Origin of the sequence: Moritella sp. PE36 (genome assembly GCF_000170855.1) — a bacterium.
Lineage (GTDB): Bacteria > Pseudomonadota > Gammaproteobacteria > Enterobacterales > Moritellaceae > Moritella.
Genome location: NZ_ABCQ01000006.1, coordinates 22,468 through 41,907, shown reverse-complemented (window position 1 = coordinate 41,907; position 19,440 = coordinate 22,468). Strand labels below are relative to the sequence as shown.

Genomic DNA, 19,440 nt, shown 5'->3' with positions numbered 1-19,440 from the left:
AATATATTTTTAGTATGAGCTGAGCTAATAATGAAACTCCCGCCGTTACGTGCGTTGCAATGTTTTGAAGCAGTCGCCCGTTTTAACAGTTTTTCCAAAGCGGCTGACCAGCTAAATATCACCCAAAGTGCGGTCAGTCATCAGGTACGTCAGTTAGAAGAGTATCTGGGGGAATCGATGTTCAACCGTAAAGGACGTACCTTGTCAATGACCGACATGGGCGAGCGTTATTACGAAGAAGTCAGTCAATCATTGGCGAATATCTCTACTGCCAGTCAGCAGATCCGAGAAGGTAAGTCCGGTAAGATCCGCTTAGCCTTATACAGCTCGTTGGCGGTAAAGTGGTTGATCCCGCGATTGGATAACTTACGTCAGCAATACCCCGAAATTGATTTATCATTAAATATGGTGGCGGATGAACCTGACTGCAGTGATCAAGTGGCGGATTGTTTTATTACCGTGAATCCACCGAAACGTAATTTTGTCAGTCAGTTTTTATATGCCGAGCGTTTATATCCGGTGTGCGGTAAAAAACTCTGGCAACAGATCCAAGATCAACCGCTACCAGATGCGTTATGGCAGCATCCCTTATTATCGGTACAGTCGGTTTATCCCGATAGTGCACTCGGAGAGGATTGGCAGCGTTGGTGTGAATTAGGGGGATTTACCCTACCGAAAACCGCCACCGTTCACTATTTTAGTCATATGTTAATGGCGGCGGAAGCGGCACGTTATGACCAAGGTATCACTTTGTTAAATCACTACTTAATGAATGATCAAGACCGGCAGCATAATCTGGTGCGGATCCCGATGCACGAGATCTTAACTGGAGACAACTTTTATTTTGTGTATAAAAAATCCCGCGCCAAGCAAACCGATATTGTTAAGTTAGGACGTTGGCTCAAACAGCAATGCTATGATCAAGAAGTTTACGGTTATGATCAAGATATAGATGGGCCAAAGTAAGGTCGGCACGCGTGACGAAAGTGATTAAGGACTGGGCAAATCGGACTCGCATTTGCTTGGCTATGGTCTTGATCTGGGCGAAATGCTAATATGATAGCAATTATTCTAAATACATTAATCTATTGGTAAGGTCCCCGCATGGATAAAGTTAAACTTCCTCTTTTTGCTGACGTGAATACGCAGCTACAACACAGTGATTTATTAGTACACCCTGCCGATGTGCACGGTGTTATCTGTGGTTTATTATGTGGTGGCGTTAAGCTAGACAATAAAGCCTGGTTAGAACCGTTTGATCAGCTTCTTAACGAAGGTTTAGGTATTCCAGAGTCATTGGAATCAGTATTCGCTGACATATATAACGGTAGCGAAGCTGCACTGGAAGACATGACGTTAGGTTTTGAATTGTTGATCCCAGATATGGATGAATCGTTAGAATCGCGTATGGAAGCATTAGCGGAATGGCTGCAAGGTTTCCTTGGTGGTTTTGGCATGGTGCATTCGACATCAACCAATGCCAGTGATGAGGTGAAAGAATTGATTGCTGACTTCGCCAGTATTGCGCAACTGGACCTTGATACCGAAGATGACAGTAACGAAGCGGAAGAAGCTTTTTACGAGATCGTTGAATATGTGCGTATGGGCGCCACGTATTGCTTCAATGAATTAAGTGACAGTGGTGAAATTAAAAAAATACCAGTACTGCACTAATTTATAAAAGACTCGTTTATAAAAGAAAAAGTTATAAAAGAAAAAGTTATAAAAGACTAATTCAATTAGTTTGATAAAAAATGATTTATCGCAAGCGTAATATAACCTTGGCTCGTTATGATATTAATACTGGCTGGCTAAGATTATATTGCGTGTATTAACGTTTACCTAAATGGAGACTTATCGACGCAATCGCAGCGATGAAGTCATAGGTAGGTTTAAGTGGATAGGACAAGGAGTGTTTTATGTCTTTAATAAACAAATTAACGGCGAAATTGAGTAAGAGAAAAAGTGCCTCTGCAGCTGTCGTTTGGCCAGAAACGGCGTTTACCCGCGAACAGCATGCAGTGCGTAATACTCAGTTTAGTCAAACTTACCATGCTTATACTAATCCACAGCAAGCCTTCGAATTTTGTCGTGCACAAGCCGATGAAGGCGTGGTTATGGCCCTGTATTTATTGGCCCTACAGTATGAACAAGGTGATGGTCAGCAAAACTATTTAAGCCAAGCGGTGAGTTGTTATCAACGTGCCGCCGATTGTGGCCACCCAGAGTCGTTATTTAATCTGGCGTTATTACAATTGCAGGGTCAATTAGGTAAACCAAATGCGGTATTGGCGTTTAGCTATTTTGAACAAGCGGCAGAACAGGGTCTAGTACAAGCGCAGTATAATCTGGCGAGTATGTTGGATCAGGGCTCCGGTTGTTTCCAAGATCAAACCGTTGCATTTAGCTGGTATAACAAAGCCGCGCAGCAAGGTTATACCCAAGCATGGCAGAACATTGCGGTAATGTATTACCGTGGTGAAGGTGTAAAAACCGATAAATTACAGGCGTATGCGTGGACATTATTAGCGGCAAAAGCCGGTGTCGACGAAGCGATTACCGCAGAACCCGAGATGACACAAGGGTTAAACTCGACCGAGATTTTGGTGGGTAAAGCGCAGTTTGATCACTTACAACAAGGCTTTTTAGCTTACCTACCAATCGAAACGCGATTTGAAGGTTAGCCTTATATAGTTTAAGACGCGGTCTGTATTGTTTGTAGTTGTGCGATTTTGTTATAGTGTCATCGTTTTTTAATTCCAATAACTTGTTAGGATCGAAATGTCAGTGGTTGAATATGATATTGCAATTGTGGGTGCCGGCATGGTCGGTGCGACACTTGCACACGCGGTAAGCCAAATACAACACCAAGATGGCCGTCAATTATCGATAGCGTTAATTGACGCCAATCCGCCAACGACCAGTAACCACCCTGGGTTTGACGCGCGTGTGATTGCATTATCTTATGGTTCACAGAAGATCTTAACTCAGTTTAAGCTGTGGCATAAGATCGCACCGACAGCAACAGCGATCAAACACATTCATGTTTCTGATCGTGGCCACTGGGGTATGACCCGTCTTGATCACAGCGAATACAACTTGCCCGCATTAGGCCAAGTGATCGAACTGCAAACCGCTGGGCATATATTCCAACAAGGTCTCGCTGAGATTAACAATATCAACTGGTATTGCCCAAATCAGTTAGTCAGCCTCGATCGTCAAGTTAATTATACCGACCTAACCCTCGATGATGGCCAGCAAATACGCTGCAAATTATTGGTCGGTGCCGATGGTAACAATTCAATGGTACGCCAGTTAACCAATGTACCAATTGAAGTGACTGATTTTGAACAAACAGCGATCATTGCCAATGTCACTACCAGTAAACTGCACGAAGGCAAAGCTTACGAGCGTTTTACTGACACCGGTCCGTTGGCGCTGTTACCAATGACAGATCAACGCAGTTCGTTAGTATGGTCAGTGCGCTCTGATGAAGTGGATGCGATCATGGCATTGAGTGATGAGGCGTTTTTATCGCGTTTACAGCAGCGTTTTGGCTATCGTTTAGGTAAGTTCACCAAAACCGGTCAACGTTTTTCGTATCCGCTGTTGTTAACCGAAGCGCTTGAGCCAACCCAACATCGTAGTGTGGTGGTTGGTAATGCGGCGCATGCATTACACCCGATTGCGGGTCAAGGTTATAACCTTGGCTTACGTGACGTGGCGGTATTACATTATCAAATTGAACAAGCCTTTTTAAACGACCAAGATGTCGGCAATCAAGCCGTCACCAAAGGCTACTGGCACAAGCGTAAAGGCGATCACCAAACCACGATTTGGATGACGACCTCGTTAGCAACTTTGTTTGCTAATAATTATGCACCGCTGGTGGCAGGTCGTAATTTAGCCCTACATACCATGGGTTATAAACCAGAATATAAACGCGCATTAGCACGTCAAGCACTTGGCGCGTTCAAGTTATTTTAAGCGCTTTTAGCGTTATTTTAACTATGTTAACTATTTCAAGAAATGAGAATTAGAATTAGGATGTTATATGCAATCTTATGATATTGCGGTTGTTGGTGGTGGCATGGTTGGTCTTGCTTTTGCTGCAGCATTAAAGGAAACCACCCTTAAGATCGTGGTTATCGAAGGTAATGAATTTGATCGCGAATTAGGTGAATTACCTGAATTACGTGTCAGTGCACTGAGTCGTGCCAGCCAAAACATATTACAAAATTTAGATGCCTGGACTGGTATCGAAAGCCGCCGTTATCAAGCGTACAACGCCATGCAAGTTTGGGATCGTAATGGCTTTGGGCATATCGAATTTGACGGCGACGGACTAATGACCGACACCTTAGGTCATTTAGTTGAAAACAAAGTGATCCAATTAGCGCTGTTAGAACAAATCGAAAAAGCCAGCAACATTACCTTATTAACCGGTACCCGTATTCGTAAATTAACCCGCAGCGATGATGCTGCTTGGTTAACCCTAGAAGATCAAGAACCCGTGTATGCGAAACTGATTGTTGGTGCCGATGGCGCTAATTCATGGACGCGTTCACAAGTGGATATTCCGCTGACCACCTGGGATTATAATCACCATGCTATCGTCGCGAATATCCGCACTGTTGAACCGCATCAATCTTGCGCGCGTCAGATCTTTAATCCAGAAGGCCCACTCGCGTTTTTACCGTTATGGCAACCGGATCTGTGTTCAATTGTGTGGTCATTACCACCAGATCGAGCCACCGAACTGTTAGCAATGGACGACGCTGAGTTCAACAAACAACTGACCGTGGCTTTTGATGGTCGTTTAGGACTGTGTAAAATTGAAGGCCAGCGTCAGGCATTCCCACTTAAAATGCGTTATGCCCGTAGCTTTGCTAGCGATCGCGTGGCATTGATTGGCGATGCGGCGCATACCATTCATCCATTAGCAGGGCAGGGCGTAAACCTTGGTTTGTTAGATGCGGCGAGTTTGGCGCAGTGTGTATTAGAAAATCACCTCGCCAACAAAGATATCGGCACCCATGCCCATCTGCGTAAATTTGAGCGCTGGCGTAAAGCCGAAGCGGCAGTGATGATCTCAAGCATGGAAGGCTTAAAGCGATTATTTAGTGGAGGTCATCCGGCGAAACGTATTTTCCGAGATATTGGCTTAACCTTATCCAATACATTACCTGGGCTAAAGCAAAGCTTTATTAAACGTGCCATGGGCTTGGATGGTGAGTTACCTGAACTGGCTAAATCAGACTATAAACGTTAAGCTGATCACAGGTAATTGTTAATATAGTGTAATTAATCAAGCTGTATAATCACACGAATAATGAGAATAACTAATGTAAACACCCTGTTTACATTAGTTATAGTAATGTTTGTGGCTGTCATTTCAAACTTTTTACCAGCTTAATCATTGTTAATATAGCTCATATTTGGTAAAATCAACTGCCCAACCTAGTTTTTTTGTGATCAACAACGTCATTATCCCTCTCAGATAACTTTTTAAGCTATTATAGTGTTAGCCTCATTCGCATTGTCGTTCGTTTAACCATTAGATTTTCTATCCCTTAAATTATTTTTAACGAATGCTGTCTAGGGGTATAATCGAATTATTATCATGTAATAGGCTTTACATGAAAAACAACAAAGCAATTTTACTTGATCCCAAAGTCTTGATTAATAACTGTCAATTAAAGGAATTATAGAATGGCTCAACAAACAGTACTGTTCCCGAAGCACGTAGAAGCAGGGGCAAAAATGGTGGACTTTCATGGTTGGGATATGCCAATCAATTACGGTTCCCAGATTGCTGAACATAATGCTGTCCGCGAAGATGCGGGTATGTTCGATGTGTCACACATGACCATCGTTGATATCAAAGGCGCTGACGCTAAGTCGTTCTTACGTTATTTACTTGCCAATGATGTGGCAAAATTAACTGTTTCTGGTAAAGCTCTATATACCGGAATGTTACAACAAGATGGTGGGGTTATTGATGACCTTATCGTTTACTTCTTCAATGATGAATACTACCGCCTAGTGGTTAACTCAGCGACTCGTGTTAAAGATTTAGCATGGGTAAACAAACAAGCTGCAGAATTCGCCGTTGAAGTGACTGAATTACCTGAACTGTCAATGATTGCAGTACAGGGCCCGAAAGCCAAAGAAAAAGCCGCTACTGTATTCACCGCTGAGCAAAACGCCGCGGTTGAAGGCATGAAGCCATTCTTTGGTGTTCAATCGGGTAGTTTGTTTATTGCTACAACGGGTTATACCGGTGAAGCAGGTTATGAAATCGTTGTTCCACAAGACCAAGCTTGCGATTTATGGCAGAAACTTGTGGACGCAGGTGTACAACCAGCAGGTCTAGGCGCACGTGACACACTACGTCTAGAAGCCGGCATGAACCTTTATGGTTTAGATATGGATGAAACTGTATCGCCGCTAGCCGCTAACATGGGCTGGACAATTGCTTGGGAACCACAAGATCGTGACTTTATCGGTCGCGCAGCGCTAACTGCTCAAAAAGCAGAAGGTACTGACAAGCTTGTTGGTTTAGTACTTGAAGCGAAAGGTGTATTACGAACTGGTCAAAAAGTCGTATTCACTAACGCAGCAGGCGAAGCATGTGAAGGCGTTATCACCAGTGGTAGCTTCTCACCAACACTGGGTTTTAGTATTGCATTTGCACGCGTACCAGCATCAATCGGTGAAACGGCTGAAGTTGAAATGCGTAAAAAGCTTGTTACTGTCGCAGTAACTAAACCCGCGTTCGTTCGTAATGGTAAAAAACTAGTTTAGTGCTACGTTTGATTTAACTGAAAATTGTATTACGTCAGCTGAATTGCAGCTTTTTCTTTTATAAGAAATTGTATCAGTGCTATTTATAAGGGATTGCATAAGTTCCATTAAAAGGAACAGCAATCATTCTGTTGGTAGAAATCGCAGTTCAGTGTCTACAGCGTTACCAAATTAAAACATAATCATTTAAGTAAAAGACAAAAGGAAGTTTCAACAATGAGTAATATCCCAGCTGAATTAAAATATGCATCTTCACACGAATGGGTTCGTAACGAAGGTGACGGTACTTACACTGTCGGTATTTCTGACCATGCGCAAGGCCTTTTAGGTGACATGGTATTCATTGATTTACCAGACGTAGGTGATGAAATCACTGCTGGCGAAGATTGCGCAGTAGGCGAATCTGTTAAAGCGGCATCAGACATCTACGCACCAATCAGTGGTGAAGTTGTCGCAATCAATGAAGAATTAGAAGACTCGCCAGAGTTAGTAAACTCGGATGCATTCGGCGAAGGCTGGTTGTTCCGCGTTAAAGCGTCTGACGAAAGCGAACTCGCAGCGCTACTTGACGCGGCTGGTTATGCTGAGTCAATCGAAGACTAATTGTTGTTGAAACCCTGAGCTAGCCTCGGGGTTTTTTTTAATTTGTAATAGTAAAAATACAGGGAATTGCATGAAAACCCATACCCCACTTGCCCAGTTAGAGCAGATTGATAATTTCGCCCGTCGCCACATCGGCCCTTGCGAAGCAGAAACTAAAGCCATGTTAACGAAAGTTGGCGCAGACTCTTTAGAAGACCTTATTCAACAAACAGTACCAAGCTCAATCCTATTGGCAGAAGATATTGTTGCTGGCCATCAGTTATCTGAAGTTGCCGCACTGCAAGAATTAAAAGCCATCGCAGCAAAGAACACAGTAAATAAAAGCTACATTGGTATGGGCTATTACGGTACCAACGTGCCGAATGTTATCCTACGTAACGTATTCGAAAATCCAGGCTGGTACACGGCATATACGCCTTACCAACCAGAAATTGCTCAAGGTCGTTTAGAAGCATTACTAAACTTCCAAACCATGACGTGTGATCTAACCGGCATGGACTTAGCAAGCGCATCATTACTTGACGAAGCAACAGCAGCAGCTGAAGCAATGGCAATGTGTAAGCGTGTTTCTAAAAACAAAAAATGTGATAACTTCTTTATCGCCGACAGCGTACACCCACAAGTAGCTGACGTGATGATCGAACGTGCGGAGCACTTCGGTTTCACTATTATTCAAGGCCCTGCAGAAACAGCGCCTGAGCATGACTTGTTTGGTGCGGTACTACAGTATCCTGGCACGAACGGCGAACTGACTGACATTAGCGGCATCATTGCGGCAATCCAAGCGAAAAAAGGTGTGGTTGCAGTTGGTTCTGATCTACTGGCTCTAACACGCGTTAAATCACCGGCTGAACTGGGTGCTGACATGGCATTTGGTAGTTCACAACGCTTTGGTGTACCAATGGGTTATGGCGGTCCACATGCGGCATTCTTCGCAACTTGTGACAAACATAAACGTTCTATGCCGGGTCGTATCATTGGTGTTTCTAAAGACACCCATGGTAAACCTGCACTACGTATGGCAATGCAAACGCGCGAGCAACACATCCGCCGCGAAAAAGCGAACTCAAACATTTGTACTGCACAGGTATTACTAGCGAACATGGCTGGTTTCTACGCAACGTATCACGGTCCAGAAGGCCTGAAAGATATTGCTAAGCGTGTACACCGTTTCACTGATTTATTAGCAGCGGGTGTTGTTAAAGGCGGTCTAAGCCTAGTCAACAATACGTGGTTCGATACCATCACAGTTAAACTAGACAACGAGTTGCTGGATAACAAAGAGAAAGTTGTTACGCGCGCATTAGCAGCGGGCATTAACTTCCGTCTTGACGCTGAACATCAAGTGGGTATCAGCATCGATGAAACGATCACGCAAGCAGATCTAGCAACATTATTCGACGTACTACTGGGCGATGACCACGGTATCTCGATTGATGCACTAGAAGCTGAACTAGCAGCAACCGGTAGCACGTCTATCCCCGCTGAACTTGAGCGTGAATCTGCATTCCTAACTCACCCAGTATTTAATACTCACCATTCTGAAACAGAAATGATGCGTTATATTAAATCACTGGAAAATAAAGATTTAGCCCTTAACCATTCAATGATTTCATTAGGTTCTTGTACCATGAAACTGAATGCAGTTGCCGAAATGATCCCAGTAACCTGGCCTGAATTTAGCAACATGCACCCGTTCTGTCCTGCAGATCAAGCTGTTGGTTATAAAGTGATGATTGACCTGTTAGAAGACTGGTTAATTAGCATCACAGGTTACGATTCAATTTGTATGCAACCTAACTCGGGTGCTCAAGGTGAATACGCTGGTCTACTAGCAATTCACAAATACCATGAGTCGAAAGGCGAATCTCACCGTAACATCTGTCTGATCCCTAGCTCTGCGCACGGTACTAACCCTGCATCAGCGCAAATGGCGGGTCTGAAAGTTGTAGTAACTAAGTGTGATGAAAACGGTAACGTTGACGTTGAAGACTTACGTGCTAAAGCGATTGAGCTGAAAGACAACCTTTCTTGCATCATGATCACGTACCCATCGACACACGGTGTATACGAAGAAACGATTAAAGAAATCTGTCAGATCATTCATGACAATGGCGGCCAAGTTTATATGGACGGCGCGAACATGAATGCACAGGTAGCATTAACATCTCCGGGCTCTATGGGTTCTGATGTTTCTCACCTTAACTTACACAAAACATTCGCTATCCCACACGGTGGCGGTGGTCCAGGTATGGGTCCTATCGGCGTTAAAGCACACCTTGCACCCTTTGTTGCTGGTCACGCGGTTGCTGACACTGGTAAAGAAAGCCGTCACAACGGTGCGGTATCTGCTGCACCGTTCGGTAGCGCAAGCATCTTACCTATTACGTGGATGTACATCAACATGTTAGGTACAGCAGGTCTGAAAGCGTCTACACAGACAGCTATCTTAAATGCTAACTACCTAGCTCAAAACTTAGACCCACTGTTCCCAGTGCTTTATAAAGGCCGTAATGATCGTGTTGCCCACGAGTGCATCATTGATTTACGCCCACTTAAAGAAATTACGGGTATCACCGAGTCTGATGTGGCTAAACGTCTAATGGATTATGGTTTCCACGCGCCAACAATGAGCTTCCCAGTAGCGGGTACGCTGATGATTGAGCCAACTGAATCAGAATCTAAAGCGGAATTAGATCGCTTCATCGAAGCAATGACCAGCATTCGTGCTGAGATTGCGAAAGTTGAATCGGGTGAGTGGACTGCAGAACAAAGCCCACTTCATAACGCACCACACACACTGGCTGATATTGTTGACGCTAACTGGGATCGTGCTTATGACCGTGAAACTGCGGTTTACCCTGCACCTTACGTGAAGAAAGACAAGTTCTGGCCTACAGTAAACCGCATCGATGATGTGTATGGCGACCGTAACTTATTCTGCTCATGTCCTCCAATTGAAGCGTATAACGACTAATTTTGGTGAATTTAGCGTGTAACAGCGTTAAAACATGAAGTGATAAGAGCGAGTCCTGCGAAAGTAGGGCTCGCTTTTTTGTTGGCTGAAATCATGTTTTCTATGGTTCGTTAACGCTGCTTTAGTGTGATTTTTAAATGAAATGAAAACTAGGGGGTTATTCCTTATTCGACTAAAATCAAGTGATCAGCATGACGAATATTAAAGAGAATTCCCATGAATAAGATCGCTATTTTAACGCTAATAGCCTGCCTACCGTTGGCGGTTTCAGACTTATCTGCAAATAATAAATCACACAAAAAAAACAGTCCTGAATCGATAGTGACATGTGCAGCTGGGAATGGTGACACCTTATCCATTATATCAGTCCCTGATACTTTCGATATGGGGCATTGTAAAGCATTTTTAGATACATGCGCTCCTTGCATTATCTCTCTAGAGAATCAAGGTTGCCAAGTGATTGACGCTAAGTTGTCACATATCCCACGTTCAAATGACGGTGTACCTATCACTGCGACGACCTACTTATTGTCTTGTGTTGACCCTTAATTAGAAGCACATTAAGCTTGAAGTGATAAGAGCGAGTTCTGCGAAAGCGGAACTCGCTTTTTTATTGGATTGGAAATGATATTAGGGGCGGGGGGGAGTTGAAACCCAGTTAGCCATTGTAAATATAAGCAGACTCGTATTATCCAATAAGCTACTTATTCTATCTATTTAACGTCGCCATTCTGCCGCCGTTTTTAATCAGAAATTAAAATTTTATACAGTGTTATTTGTTTATTTCTCAGTTTGTTATTAAACAGTCATTTTTTACTTGCCCCAAATTAAAATGCTAATAGAATCAGTTGTATATTTTTATTATTTAATAAATGACAGGACATGAAATTTCTCCAAATAGATTTTTTGGGGACATCGCGTGATACCGACATAAGCATTTAGGAGAATTAAAATGGAAAAGCAGAATCTAGAGGAACTTCAATCGGAGTTGGTTGAAAAAGAGAAAATTTCACAAGCAATGCATGCCGGATTAGCGGCATTTAGTTTTACTTGTTTACTTCGCCTGGTAACTCTTCCTAGTGATTCTTTATTAGTAATTATATCATCTTGTCTTTTTACAGTTTCTTCAGCTGCATTCTTGCAAATTGTAATTTCAAAATATCATGTGTTGCATCAAGTGAAAAGTATACACATTGGGCACGTACTCGTTTCTGAAGACTCTTTAAAGCACCCTCAATTGATTGGCTCAATATGTTTAGTTTTAGGTTTCTTGTTAATGCTACTTTATATTTCAGTATTCACATGCATCATTGGGATTGTGGCGTTGTATTTTTCGAGTAAGCACCAAGGTAAATTCAGGAAAGAAATGGGAAGATTGATTGGAGAAAAAGAATTAGATAAAGAAATATCTAGTAAATAAATTTATTTCAAGGCTCTATTTTATATTTTTAGGCCTCACAACTAATGATGTTTATGCCGCCATGTTGCCGCCATTACTTTTCTTTTGATGCGCTTTAGGTATCTGATTATTATCCCCTTTGCCAGCTAGAGGCAAAGGGGACTGCAACCCCGAGATAAGGGTTTCTAGACCCAGAAATAATTGGTGATTCTCTCGCTTGGCGAAGCATCACCGGATGCTATATTACATAACATGCGTTATGCGTAGTAGACATTAGCTCAAGTTAACTCGCGTAAACTAACTCATTAGTTACTATTCCATGTTCAGAGAATAAACTTGGATCAAGTGTATAAACGTACCCATTAGCTAAATTACCAGTAGTTGCAAACCGTATGGCAACATCTTTACACTTAGTGGTTGAGATATAGCAATAATGATTTATGTCACTATCGAATTGGTGTGCTCTAACTGCATTCCCTTCTGAACTACCGAAAGTATAACCCCCACCAAAACAAACGCCTTCTTGACCAAAGTAAACTGGCGCAGATGAACATTCTCCTTTAGGTAATATTTTTCCATCGTTATTTTTATCGTCAATGATTGACACGCCCCTATATAAATAATTAACCATGGTATAAACCCCCCTTAATTTCAAATCGTTAAAAACAGTTTGAATCTATTGTGTGATAATGTAAAGCTGTTGATTTTAAAGGGTTTTATTGACGGCGTGGTCAATTGTAGTATCAATCTGAAATTTAAATGATTAATTTCATATTTGCTCATTAAAAATTATATAAACTTAATCCTTAATCCTTAATCCTTAATCCTTAATCCTTAATCCTTAATCCTTAATCCTTAATCTTTAATCTTTAATCATTTTTTATTTAGGGGCTAAATCGTCCCTGTGCGGCCTATTGAACATAAAGGTGAAAACACGCAGAAGTGAAACATGCAACACTTGGTGATATTTCTCATTGGGAGTTTGATAGACGTTAGTTAAGTATTCACGGAATTTGGGGCAGGGCAATAGGGGTAATTTTAACGTCCCTGCTAACACACTAAAAATGGCTCACTGAGAGTGTCGGGATTGATGTGATTTATCAATCTTGGCGACACGAACAGTGAGGTTGCGCAGCTAAAGCTTACATCTCATTGGGATATTTGATGGTCGCTCTTCATAAAGAATCATGATGGATCATGGCAATCTTTAAATATGAATTTAGATGATTTTTTAAACGTAAAACGAGTACATTTTTGTTTTGAAAATAGCGGGTTCCACTCTGCGACTTTATCTAATGATAGATACCCGTATTTGTTATATGTATTCAGCATCTTATCGTAAATTCTAAGATCTTTTGAATGACCGTAATTATTATTTTTTTTAAACAAAGTGTACTAACCCTATTAAATAAATCTACGGTGCGACTTACATTTCATTACCACATTGAATATTAAAAACTATGCATGCATCCAGCCATCACCAATGTCATATGTTAGTTCGCTAGATTTCACGTAGCGAACCACAATCTTGTTCTGAATCTTACATAACATGCGTTATGCGTAGTGGGGTTAAAGACCTTTAATTAACTTGTATATTATGCAAGTCTAATTCTTACACTAAGATCCACAGCTGCTTTTTTTAGCCAAATGAAGCTTTAAAACTTCTCTTTTACCAGCAGTCTTATCCACTTGTTTTAATCCTGCACCACCGACAAACACTCCCATTTTTATATATTGCTCTAAAAAGTAAAGCTCTCCACTCTCAGCATTTATAGTCACTTCATTGTTAGAAAATTCAGATTCAGTTGAAATTGTATGAGCTTTATTCCCCTCTACTTCTTGGTAGAAAAACACTCCTGCCACAGTTCTTCCTACACACTCATCATCAATTAAAATATCTTTTTTTAACACTGATCCTACAAACGCATCTTTTCGATATACGTAAATAACTGAGTGATTTAAAGAAGGAGCATCAAAGCTTTTTGCAGCTCTAGTATTCTCATTTGATTCCATCGGCACTGAAGCGCAGCCCGATAAAAACATTGCTGTAACGACTGTTGCTAATAACACTTTTTTCATTAATTTCTCTTTTGAAATTTTAGAGGGCTAAACATGCTCTCGTGTAATGATGTAATGGACTCCTAATAGGAGGCGTTCTTGATCTAACGATAAAATCGTCGATATGCGGTCTATTGAAAATAAAGGTGATAACGCGCAAAGCGACTTCAGCTATTAAAACTGAATTGTCAGGCATGTTTGTTGTGCACCGGTTACTCACAAAAACGGTGGATAACTAAATCAGGTATTGAAGGTGAAGCTACGTGCCTGGAATAACACATGCTGGGAGTTAGTTCGCTATATTTCACGTAGCGAACCATTATTCTGACCTGATCTTACATAACGCACGTTATGCGTAGTGAGAGTATTTTAGATAATATTAATTATTCTTCAATTTAACTATGTGACCACAATTGCTACATTTAAAAATACTTATATAAAATAATTTTTGAAGCCAGCTTCGCTTTACTTTTTCTACTCGCCTATCATTGCAACATATCATTCTTATCCTACAAAAGTTAATCGGAGTCCCTGAATTGCTCTTGATGATAATGGATCTCATTTGTATTTGGTACGCTTTTTTTGTAGTTGGCTAGTTAATTGGACCTCCTAATGGGAGTTTTTTTAGATCTAGGGCTAAAATCGTCTCTGTGCGGCCTATTGAACATAAAGGTGATAATGCGCAGCCACACAAAGAACATAAAGCAGCATTCGATTAAAATGTCATGTTAGAGCTGTATTTTCTACAGTTTAATCCCTCAAATACACCTAATATCACCAAGATTATTTTGCACTATTTTGGTGAGTATCCATTTCAGCATTAATCTAACTAGAATCTTTATTATCTTTATTATCTTTATAAATTACTTTTATAATCGGCTAAGATGACGTAATTGCTTTGAATATATGAATAACTAAAAATTAGTGGTGCATTTGAGCGTATTCAACAAGGTTTAATGGAAGTAATTGAATTTGCTGAAGGCAATACCAAAGTAGCCACTGTGCATAAATTCCATATTTAGCTGACTTTATCCCAAGATCAAAAAAGCCTCCAAATAAGGAGGCTCATTTCAATTAACTACGACAGTTAAAGTATTATTATGCTTCAGCAGTTGCTAGTGCTTTAGTTACTTTTTTAGGTGTCGTTTTTAGTTCGCTAACCATCGTAGTAAGTAGGTCAATTTTGCTTTCTAATTCACTTAGTTTTGAACTTTGAACACCCGTAAAACGGCTAGTGATACTTTGTGCTTTAGTTTCAATTGATTCTAACGTGATTTTTTTAGCAAAGATTGCAGACGCTTTCTCTTTTAGCTTAGGCTCTACTTGCGTACCGCGCTCAACCAGAGATTCAAAAAGTTGCGTTGCTTTATCTGATGATTTTGATGCTTCATCAAGGATAGTGCCATAAACACCAAAACCAGCAGTGATAGATGTTTTCATCTTGGTTGTTTAGTTCTGTTATAACTCCATAAGCCATGACGTCCTTTAGACTAGACGTATTTTGTGTTGATGAATTTGTACAACCTAATAATAAAAAAGTGATCCCTAGAATAATAAATTTCATTAATAGCTTGGTGCCCCCCAAACGTCTTCAAATAATGCTATCGCATCAAAAGGTTGTTGGAATGTACTAATGCTATTTAGAATTTTCTTAGTTTCTGCTGGCAGGGCGTTGTATTGCATTTCTTTCACCAGTTTTCCTCCGCCAAACAGGATGTTGCGTACGGCATTAATTTTAACCGCGAGTTGCTGAGACTGTTCTTTTTCATTGAGCTCTTGTAGAACTAATAGTGATGCAGCTACTTCAGAAAGTTCAGGTTGCATGCATACTTCCCAAGCCTGTTTAGCTAAATAAGCGACAGCAATACTGTGCTCTTTTGGTATCACTTTAAGGGCGTCTTTTTCTGCTTGGGTGAACTGGGCTTTTGTTTCATGTTGTTTGCATATATCGACTTTAGCTTCGGCTAAGTTATATTGTGCGTCCAAGACTGATACTCCATATTCTGCTTCAGCAGACATGTTGGCGAAACATAAAGACGGCATCAAACATAAAAATAAATATTTACTTGGCATTTGGTTTACACCCCGCTTGCAGAGCATTCCAGAATTGATATTGTTTTGGGTTACTCGAATGTTTCATAGCCTGTTCCATCGCTTCTCTTTCAATTAGTGATAATGAGATTTTATCAAAACCACCCATGGCATCAAAAAATATCTCCCAGTTTGAAGTATGTACAGCGTATGATGTTTGACCCATATCAGAACTGATTGCTTTAAATGAGGAGTCTAATATATCAGCTACTTTATTTGAGGTTGCGCTGGCTATTCTTCCGGTGACAATTTTTGCTGTTCCTGCTGATGAGCTTGGCACAAATAAACCACCAACAATACTTAATAATTGGCCTATGCCAATGAACGACGTCCCTAATTTTGAGGAGTTTTGAAGTTCAGCTATACGTTCAAGCCCTTTGATACTCTCTTCGTCAAATTTTAAATCGATTATTGTCGGACATACTCTTGTCATCTTTGATCCTTGGCTCAAATAATACAAATATGAGATCAACCTTAGCATTTTTAAATTTAAGCTATGGATTAAAAAAGTATGACATTTATACCTGTTATGTTGGAAAGTATTTTCTCCTATCATTGACCATGACATGAAAACCGATCTACTGGTAAGTGACGGTAATAATTTTACCGGATCCAAGTCAAAACGGTGGAATCTCATGATGAATCCCATGTTGTGGAAAGTAAATGGGGTGATGCCAACTTTTTTTAAAAATACCGATTACGTGATTTATTTCTCTAGGCAAGAGAACTGGGGGGTATATCTTACAGCCCTTCAAGCAGCGAACTAAACGACTTAGCTCAGCTGGTAGCATTCGCTTTCACCAGCATCATAAGCCTAGCCAGTATCGTTTCGTTACTGTGTAGATAACAGGCTTTTTTTGAACTATGTTTGGCGTTAACAAGCCGATCGCGCCTTATCCAGAATAGCCAAATTTCTTGGCATCACAGTAACGACCATACCCAAAGGACGGAATGCTTTTTGTAAAATGGCTTCGGTATAATTGCCTTTTCCGTTTTCTATTTCAGAGAGCACTTTACGACAGATACCAACCATTTTGGCATAGTCGGCTTGGTTCACTGAAAATAGGTTTAACCTTAGGTATTTTAATGCTTCACCTTTGGTCATGGTGCTTTTTAACATATTAACCGTCACTTCAATCACTAAGGCTTCACGCTCTTCTCGGGATAAGTTAATGCGCTTGCTTACGATTGCATTTCTACCTGCTGAGTTCGTCTTTTTAACTTCTGTTGCGCTCATGCTAGTAGCCCCCATGCCACTGATTATCTGTAGTGTTAATCGCTCAGACATTGTTGTGTAGTATATTACTCAATTAATAAAATATTAGGCTATTAATGAGTATTATACAACTCATGAAGTGCTAGGTAATGTAATTTATGCGTTCTATGTCTATCAAAAATAGATTAAAGCGACGTTAGATAAATCAGCCCCAAGTCCTAAAGTCGATAGTACGACTAAGTAATGGCCAATAGAAATAGAGGGTTATCCTTGCTGTATATTCCGTAGAGTGGGTAGATATGGTCCGGTTCTTTCGGCTAGGAGAGTTTGTGAAATCTTTCGACGTTTCATTGCTAAGCGAACAGGTTTTCAAAATAGATAATTTGGTAAGGCTTAGGATCATCTTCAGCGGGGATCCCAAGATCAAAAAAGCCTCCAAATAAGGAGGCTCAATTCAATTAACCACAAAAGTTAAAGTATTATTATGTTTCAGCAGTTGCTAGTGCTTTAGTTTCAATTGATTCTAACGTGATTTTTTTAGTAAAAATTACAGACGTTTTCTCTTTTAGCTTCGGCTTAACTTGCGTCGCTGTATCTGATGATTTTACAATGTGTTGGTGAATATGCCTTTCGAATTAATGCCAATTTAAATCCTTATTTTAAATGTTCATTAAAGTGTTTTACACAAGGCTTGTTTCTCGATATAGAAACCTTTCTATGTCATTGTTTTAAGATTCTTCACATGTTAACTTTATATTATTACTACGTTTTTTATTGAGAAGGATTTTAAATAAAATGGCTAAATTTCTAAATACAAGCGCGACTAATTATTATCTTGAAGAATTAATCAAGGGGGCCTCTGAGCGCTTGGTTTTGATTAGTCCATATCTAAAGCTAAATGATCGCATCAAGGAGTTATTGGAAGATAAGAATCGATTAAAGATAGATGTTCGTATTGTATATGGTAAAAGCGAGTTACAGCCAAATGAAATTAATTGGTTAAAGGAACTCACTTTTATTAGAACTAGCTTTTGTAAAAACCTACATGCAAAGTGCTACCTCAACGAAGAATCATGCATTATCACAAGCCTCAATTTGTATGAATTTAGCCAAGTGAATAATAATGAAATGGGTATACATGTTTCTCGTAATGAAGATACAGAAATGTATAAGGATGCCTATGAAGAGGCTCAACGTATCATCCGTATTAGTGATGAAGTTCGAATTTCACTAGAAAAAATTTATCCTCAAGAATCACCAGACATTGAGCTCCGCGAAAATATTAGCGGGACTGATGTAGCAAAATTAACATCATCAAAACTAGCTAAGAAGTTAGGACTTAAAACATCCGATTTAATAGATCAATTAACTTCTGTAGGTTATTTATCTTTGGTTGATGATAAGCACTCACTTACAGATAAAGGTAAGAATGCTGGTGGTGAGTTCAAATATAGTAAGCGTTTTGGTGCCTATTTCATGTGGTCTGAAAATACAGTTGTTAACACTTAGGTTTAAGTCATATGGATACCTTGCTAAGTCTTTTATTTATCGCGTTGATGTTATTTGGAATTGGTTATCTATTTGGTCGATTCAAACAACATAATCATAACTATAATGTTGGAGAAAAGCGGGTAGCTGATTTACTGTCATTAAAGCTAGATCGTGAACAATATATTTATTGAATAATGTAACGCTGTCAGCTGGAAATGGAACCACTCAAATTGACCATATTGTTGTTTCTACAAAGGGAATATTTGTTATAGAAACCAAGCATTATTCGGGGTGGATTTTTGGGAACATTCAGTCAAAGGTCTGGAACCAAACCATTTATAAAAAGAAATCCTATTTTCAAAATCCGATGCATCAAAACTATAAGCATGTGAAAGTAATCCAGACTTTATTTGATTTTATGCCGGCGGATAACGTTATTAATGTTGTTGTATTTAGCGGTGATGCTGAATTTAAGACAAAGCGACCCGTTAACGTATTACTCTTGAATGAAATAGTTGAATACATAAAGCGATATGATGAAGATCTTATTTCACGAAATCGAATGGAATTTTGTGTAGGGCGTATTCAATGCCAGCGTTTACCTGAGACAAAAGAAACGGATAAAAATCACAAACTTTATTTATTATCTCAGCATGGAAACTAACCTGAAGGTAAGCGAAAGGGTCCAACCTAACAGCATCCTTGAAATGCTCTGGTGACAAATGTGAATATCATCGTATCAACAATTGATGCGTGATCCTGTATTCGCTGTCGCACCAGAATATTCCCGCTATTCAT

General features: G+C 40.2%; 18 protein-coding genes. 12 read left to right on the top strand and 6 right to left on the bottom strand.

Going from position 1 to position 19,440, the window contains the following annotated elements; all coding sequences use genetic code 11:
* Positions 1 to 30: 30 nt before the first annotated feature.
* The 10 genes from PE36_RS05785 (at position 31) to PE36_RS05740 (ending at position 11,807) form a co-directional block, all read left to right on the top strand.
* Positions 31 to 966 carry a LysR substrate-binding domain-containing protein gene (locus PE36_RS05785; RefSeq protein WP_006031028.1) on the top strand — a complete coding sequence of 312 codons (936 nt, stop codon included), beginning with the start codon at positions 31 to 33 and terminating at the stop codon, positions 964 to 966.
* A 138-nt stretch (positions 967 to 1,104) separates the two neighbouring features.
* On the top strand, positions 1,105 to 1,674 hold the full coding sequence (locus tag PE36_RS05780; RefSeq protein ID WP_006031027.1) for a UPF0149 family protein: 570 nt from the start codon (positions 1,105 to 1,107) through the stop codon (positions 1,672 to 1,674).
* A gap of 245 nt (positions 1,675 to 1,919) precedes the next feature.
* On the top strand, positions 1,920 to 2,684 hold the full coding sequence (locus PE36_RS05775; RefSeq protein WP_006031026.1) for a tetratricopeptide repeat protein: 765 nt from the start codon (positions 1,920 to 1,922) through the stop codon (positions 2,682 to 2,684).
* A gap of 97 nt (positions 2,685 to 2,781) precedes the next feature.
* The gene (gene ubiH, locus PE36_RS05770) at positions 2,782 to 3,987 is read left to right on the top strand and encodes a 2-octaprenyl-6-methoxyphenyl hydroxylase (protein ID WP_006031025.1); all 1,206 of its coding nucleotides are present in this window, start codon (positions 2,782 to 2,784) and stop codon (positions 3,985 to 3,987) included.
* Between the two features lie 67 nt (positions 3,988 to 4,054).
* A complete protein-coding gene (locus PE36_RS05765) occupies positions 4,055 to 5,272 on the top strand; it encodes an FAD-dependent 2-octaprenylphenol hydroxylase (protein WP_006031024.1) in 1,218 nt (405 codons plus the stop codon).
* Between the two features lie 440 nt (positions 5,273 to 5,712).
* Positions 5,713 to 6,807: a glycine cleavage system aminomethyltransferase GcvT gene (gcvT, locus tag PE36_RS05760; protein WP_006031023.1), complete on the top strand. Its 1,095-nt coding sequence runs from the start codon at positions 5,713 to 5,715 to the stop codon at positions 6,805 to 6,807.
* A 216-nt stretch (positions 6,808 to 7,023) separates the two neighbouring features.
* Positions 7,024 to 7,410 (top strand): glycine cleavage system protein GcvH, encoded by a 387-nt coding sequence (gene gcvH / locus PE36_RS05755; protein WP_006031022.1) that lies wholly within the window; start codon positions 7,024 to 7,026, stop codon positions 7,408 to 7,410.
* 70 nt (positions 7,411 to 7,480) lie between these two features.
* Positions 7,481 to 10,387 carry an aminomethyl-transferring glycine dehydrogenase gene (gene gcvP / locus PE36_RS05750; protein WP_006031021.1) on the top strand — a complete coding sequence of 969 codons (2,907 nt, stop codon included), beginning with the start codon at positions 7,481 to 7,483 and terminating at the stop codon, positions 10,385 to 10,387.
* 216 nt (positions 10,388 to 10,603) lie between these two features.
* Positions 10,604 to 10,936: a hypothetical protein gene (locus PE36_RS05745; RefSeq protein ID WP_043994024.1), complete on the top strand. Its 333-nt coding sequence runs from the start codon at positions 10,604 to 10,606 to the stop codon at positions 10,934 to 10,936.
* 403 nt (positions 10,937 to 11,339) lie between these two features.
* Entirely contained in the window at positions 11,340 to 11,807 is a 468-nt protein-coding gene (locus PE36_RS05740; protein ID WP_006031020.1) for a hypothetical protein, read from the top strand.
* A 262-nt stretch (positions 11,808 to 12,069) separates the two neighbouring features.
* Here the strand turns inward: PE36_RS05740 and PE36_RS05735 are convergent, their stop codons facing one another.
* The 6 genes from PE36_RS05735 to PE36_RS05705 form a co-directional block, all read right to left on the bottom strand.
* Complete coding sequence (locus PE36_RS05735; protein WP_006031019.1) at positions 12,070 to 12,417, bottom strand: hypothetical protein; 348 nt, start codon at positions 12,415 to 12,417, stop codon at positions 12,070 to 12,072.
* Positions 12,418 to 13,403: 986 nt separating this feature from the next.
* Positions 13,404 to 13,865, bottom strand: coding sequence for a DUF2846 domain-containing protein (locus PE36_RS05730; protein WP_006031018.1), 462 nt, complete (start codon positions 13,863 to 13,865; stop codon positions 13,404 to 13,406).
* Between the two features lie 1,077 nt (positions 13,866 to 14,942).
* Positions 14,943 to 15,284, bottom strand: coding sequence for a hypothetical protein (locus PE36_RS05725; RefSeq protein WP_006031016.1), 342 nt, complete (start codon positions 15,282 to 15,284; stop codon positions 14,943 to 14,945).
* A 123-nt stretch (positions 15,285 to 15,407) separates the two neighbouring features.
* Positions 15,408 to 15,917 (bottom strand): hypothetical protein, encoded by a 510-nt coding sequence (locus PE36_RS05720; RefSeq protein ID WP_006031015.1) that lies wholly within the window; start codon positions 15,915 to 15,917, stop codon positions 15,408 to 15,410.
* Positions 15,907 to 16,368, bottom strand: a complete 462-nt coding sequence (locus PE36_RS05715; RefSeq protein ID WP_006031014.1) for a hypothetical protein — start codon at positions 16,366 to 16,368, stop codon at positions 15,907 to 15,909. Before PE36_RS05715 ends, PE36_RS05720 begins: the two co-directional genes overlap by 11 nt.
* 441 nt (positions 16,369 to 16,809) lie before the next feature.
* On the bottom strand, positions 16,810 to 17,172 hold the full coding sequence (locus PE36_RS05705; RefSeq protein ID WP_052298057.1) for a helix-turn-helix transcriptional regulator: 363 nt from the start codon (positions 17,170 to 17,172) through the stop codon (positions 16,810 to 16,812).
* Positions 17,173 to 17,946: 774 nt separating this feature from the next.
* Between PE36_RS05705 and PE36_RS05700 the strand changes: the two genes are divergently transcribed.
* Complete coding sequence (locus tag PE36_RS05700) at positions 17,947 to 18,660, top strand: phospholipase D family protein (RefSeq protein ID WP_006031011.1); 714 nt, start codon at positions 17,947 to 17,949, stop codon at positions 18,658 to 18,660.
* A gap of 169 nt (positions 18,661 to 18,829) precedes the next feature.
* Positions 18,830 to 19,306 carry a nuclease-related domain-containing protein gene (locus tag PE36_RS05695; RefSeq protein ID WP_006031009.1) on the top strand — a complete coding sequence of 159 codons (477 nt, stop codon included), beginning with the start codon at positions 18,830 to 18,832 and terminating at the stop codon, positions 19,304 to 19,306.
* The last annotated feature ends 134 nt before the right edge of the window (positions 19,307 to 19,440 follow it).

Bases quoted from the DNA above. Each gene is read 5' to 3' on its own strand.
- ubiH (WP_006031025.1), top strand. From the start codon at position 2,782: ATGTCAGTGGTTGAATATGATATTGCAATTGTGGGTGCCGGCATGGTC.
- PE36_RS05725 (WP_006031016.1), bottom strand. From the start codon at position 15,284: ATGAAAACATCTATCACTGCTGGTTTTGGTGTTTATGGCACTATCCTT.
- PE36_RS05740 (WP_006031020.1), top strand. From the start codon at position 11,340: ATGGAAAAGCAGAATCTAGAGGAACTTCAATCGGAGTTGGTTGAAAAA.
- PE36_RS05715 (WP_006031014.1), bottom strand. From the start codon at position 16,368: ATGACAAGAGTATGTCCGACAATAATCGATTTAAAATTTGACGAAGAG.
- gcvH (WP_006031022.1), top strand. From the start codon at position 7,024: ATGAGTAATATCCCAGCTGAATTAAAATATGCATCTTCACACGAATGG.
- PE36_RS05705 (WP_052298057.1), bottom strand. From the start codon at position 17,172: ATGAGCGCAACAGAAGTTAAAAAGACGAACTCAGCAGGTAGAAATGCA.
- PE36_RS05785 (WP_006031028.1), top strand. From the start codon at position 31: ATGAAACTCCCGCCGTTACGTGCGTTGCAATGTTTTGAAGCAGTCGCC.
- PE36_RS05735 (WP_006031019.1), bottom strand. From the start codon at position 12,417: ATGGTTAATTATTTATATAGGGGCGTGTCAATCATTGACGATAAAAAT.
- gcvT (WP_006031023.1), top strand. From the start codon at position 5,713: ATGGCTCAACAAACAGTACTGTTCCCGAAGCACGTAGAAGCAGGGGCA.
- PE36_RS05775 (WP_006031026.1), top strand. From the start codon at position 1,920: ATGTCTTTAATAAACAAATTAACGGCGAAATTGAGTAAGAGAAAAAGT.
- PE36_RS05780 (WP_006031027.1), top strand. From the start codon at position 1,105: ATGGATAAAGTTAAACTTCCTCTTTTTGCTGACGTGAATACGCAGCTA.
- PE36_RS05700 (WP_006031011.1), top strand. From the start codon at position 17,947: ATGGCTAAATTTCTAAATACAAGCGCGACTAATTATTATCTTGAAGAA.
- PE36_RS05745 (WP_043994024.1), top strand. From the start codon at position 10,604: ATGAATAAGATCGCTATTTTAACGCTAATAGCCTGCCTACCGTTGGCG.
- PE36_RS05720 (WP_006031015.1), bottom strand. From the start codon at position 15,917: ATGCCAAGTAAATATTTATTTTTATGTTTGATGCCGTCTTTATGTTTC.
- gcvP (WP_006031021.1), top strand. From the start codon at position 7,481: ATGAAAACCCATACCCCACTTGCCCAGTTAGAGCAGATTGATAATTTC.
- PE36_RS05730 (WP_006031018.1), bottom strand. From the start codon at position 13,865: ATGAAAAAAGTGTTATTAGCAACAGTCGTTACAGCAATGTTTTTATCG.
- PE36_RS05765 (WP_006031024.1), top strand. From the start codon at position 4,055: ATGCAATCTTATGATATTGCGGTTGTTGGTGGTGGCATGGTTGGTCTT.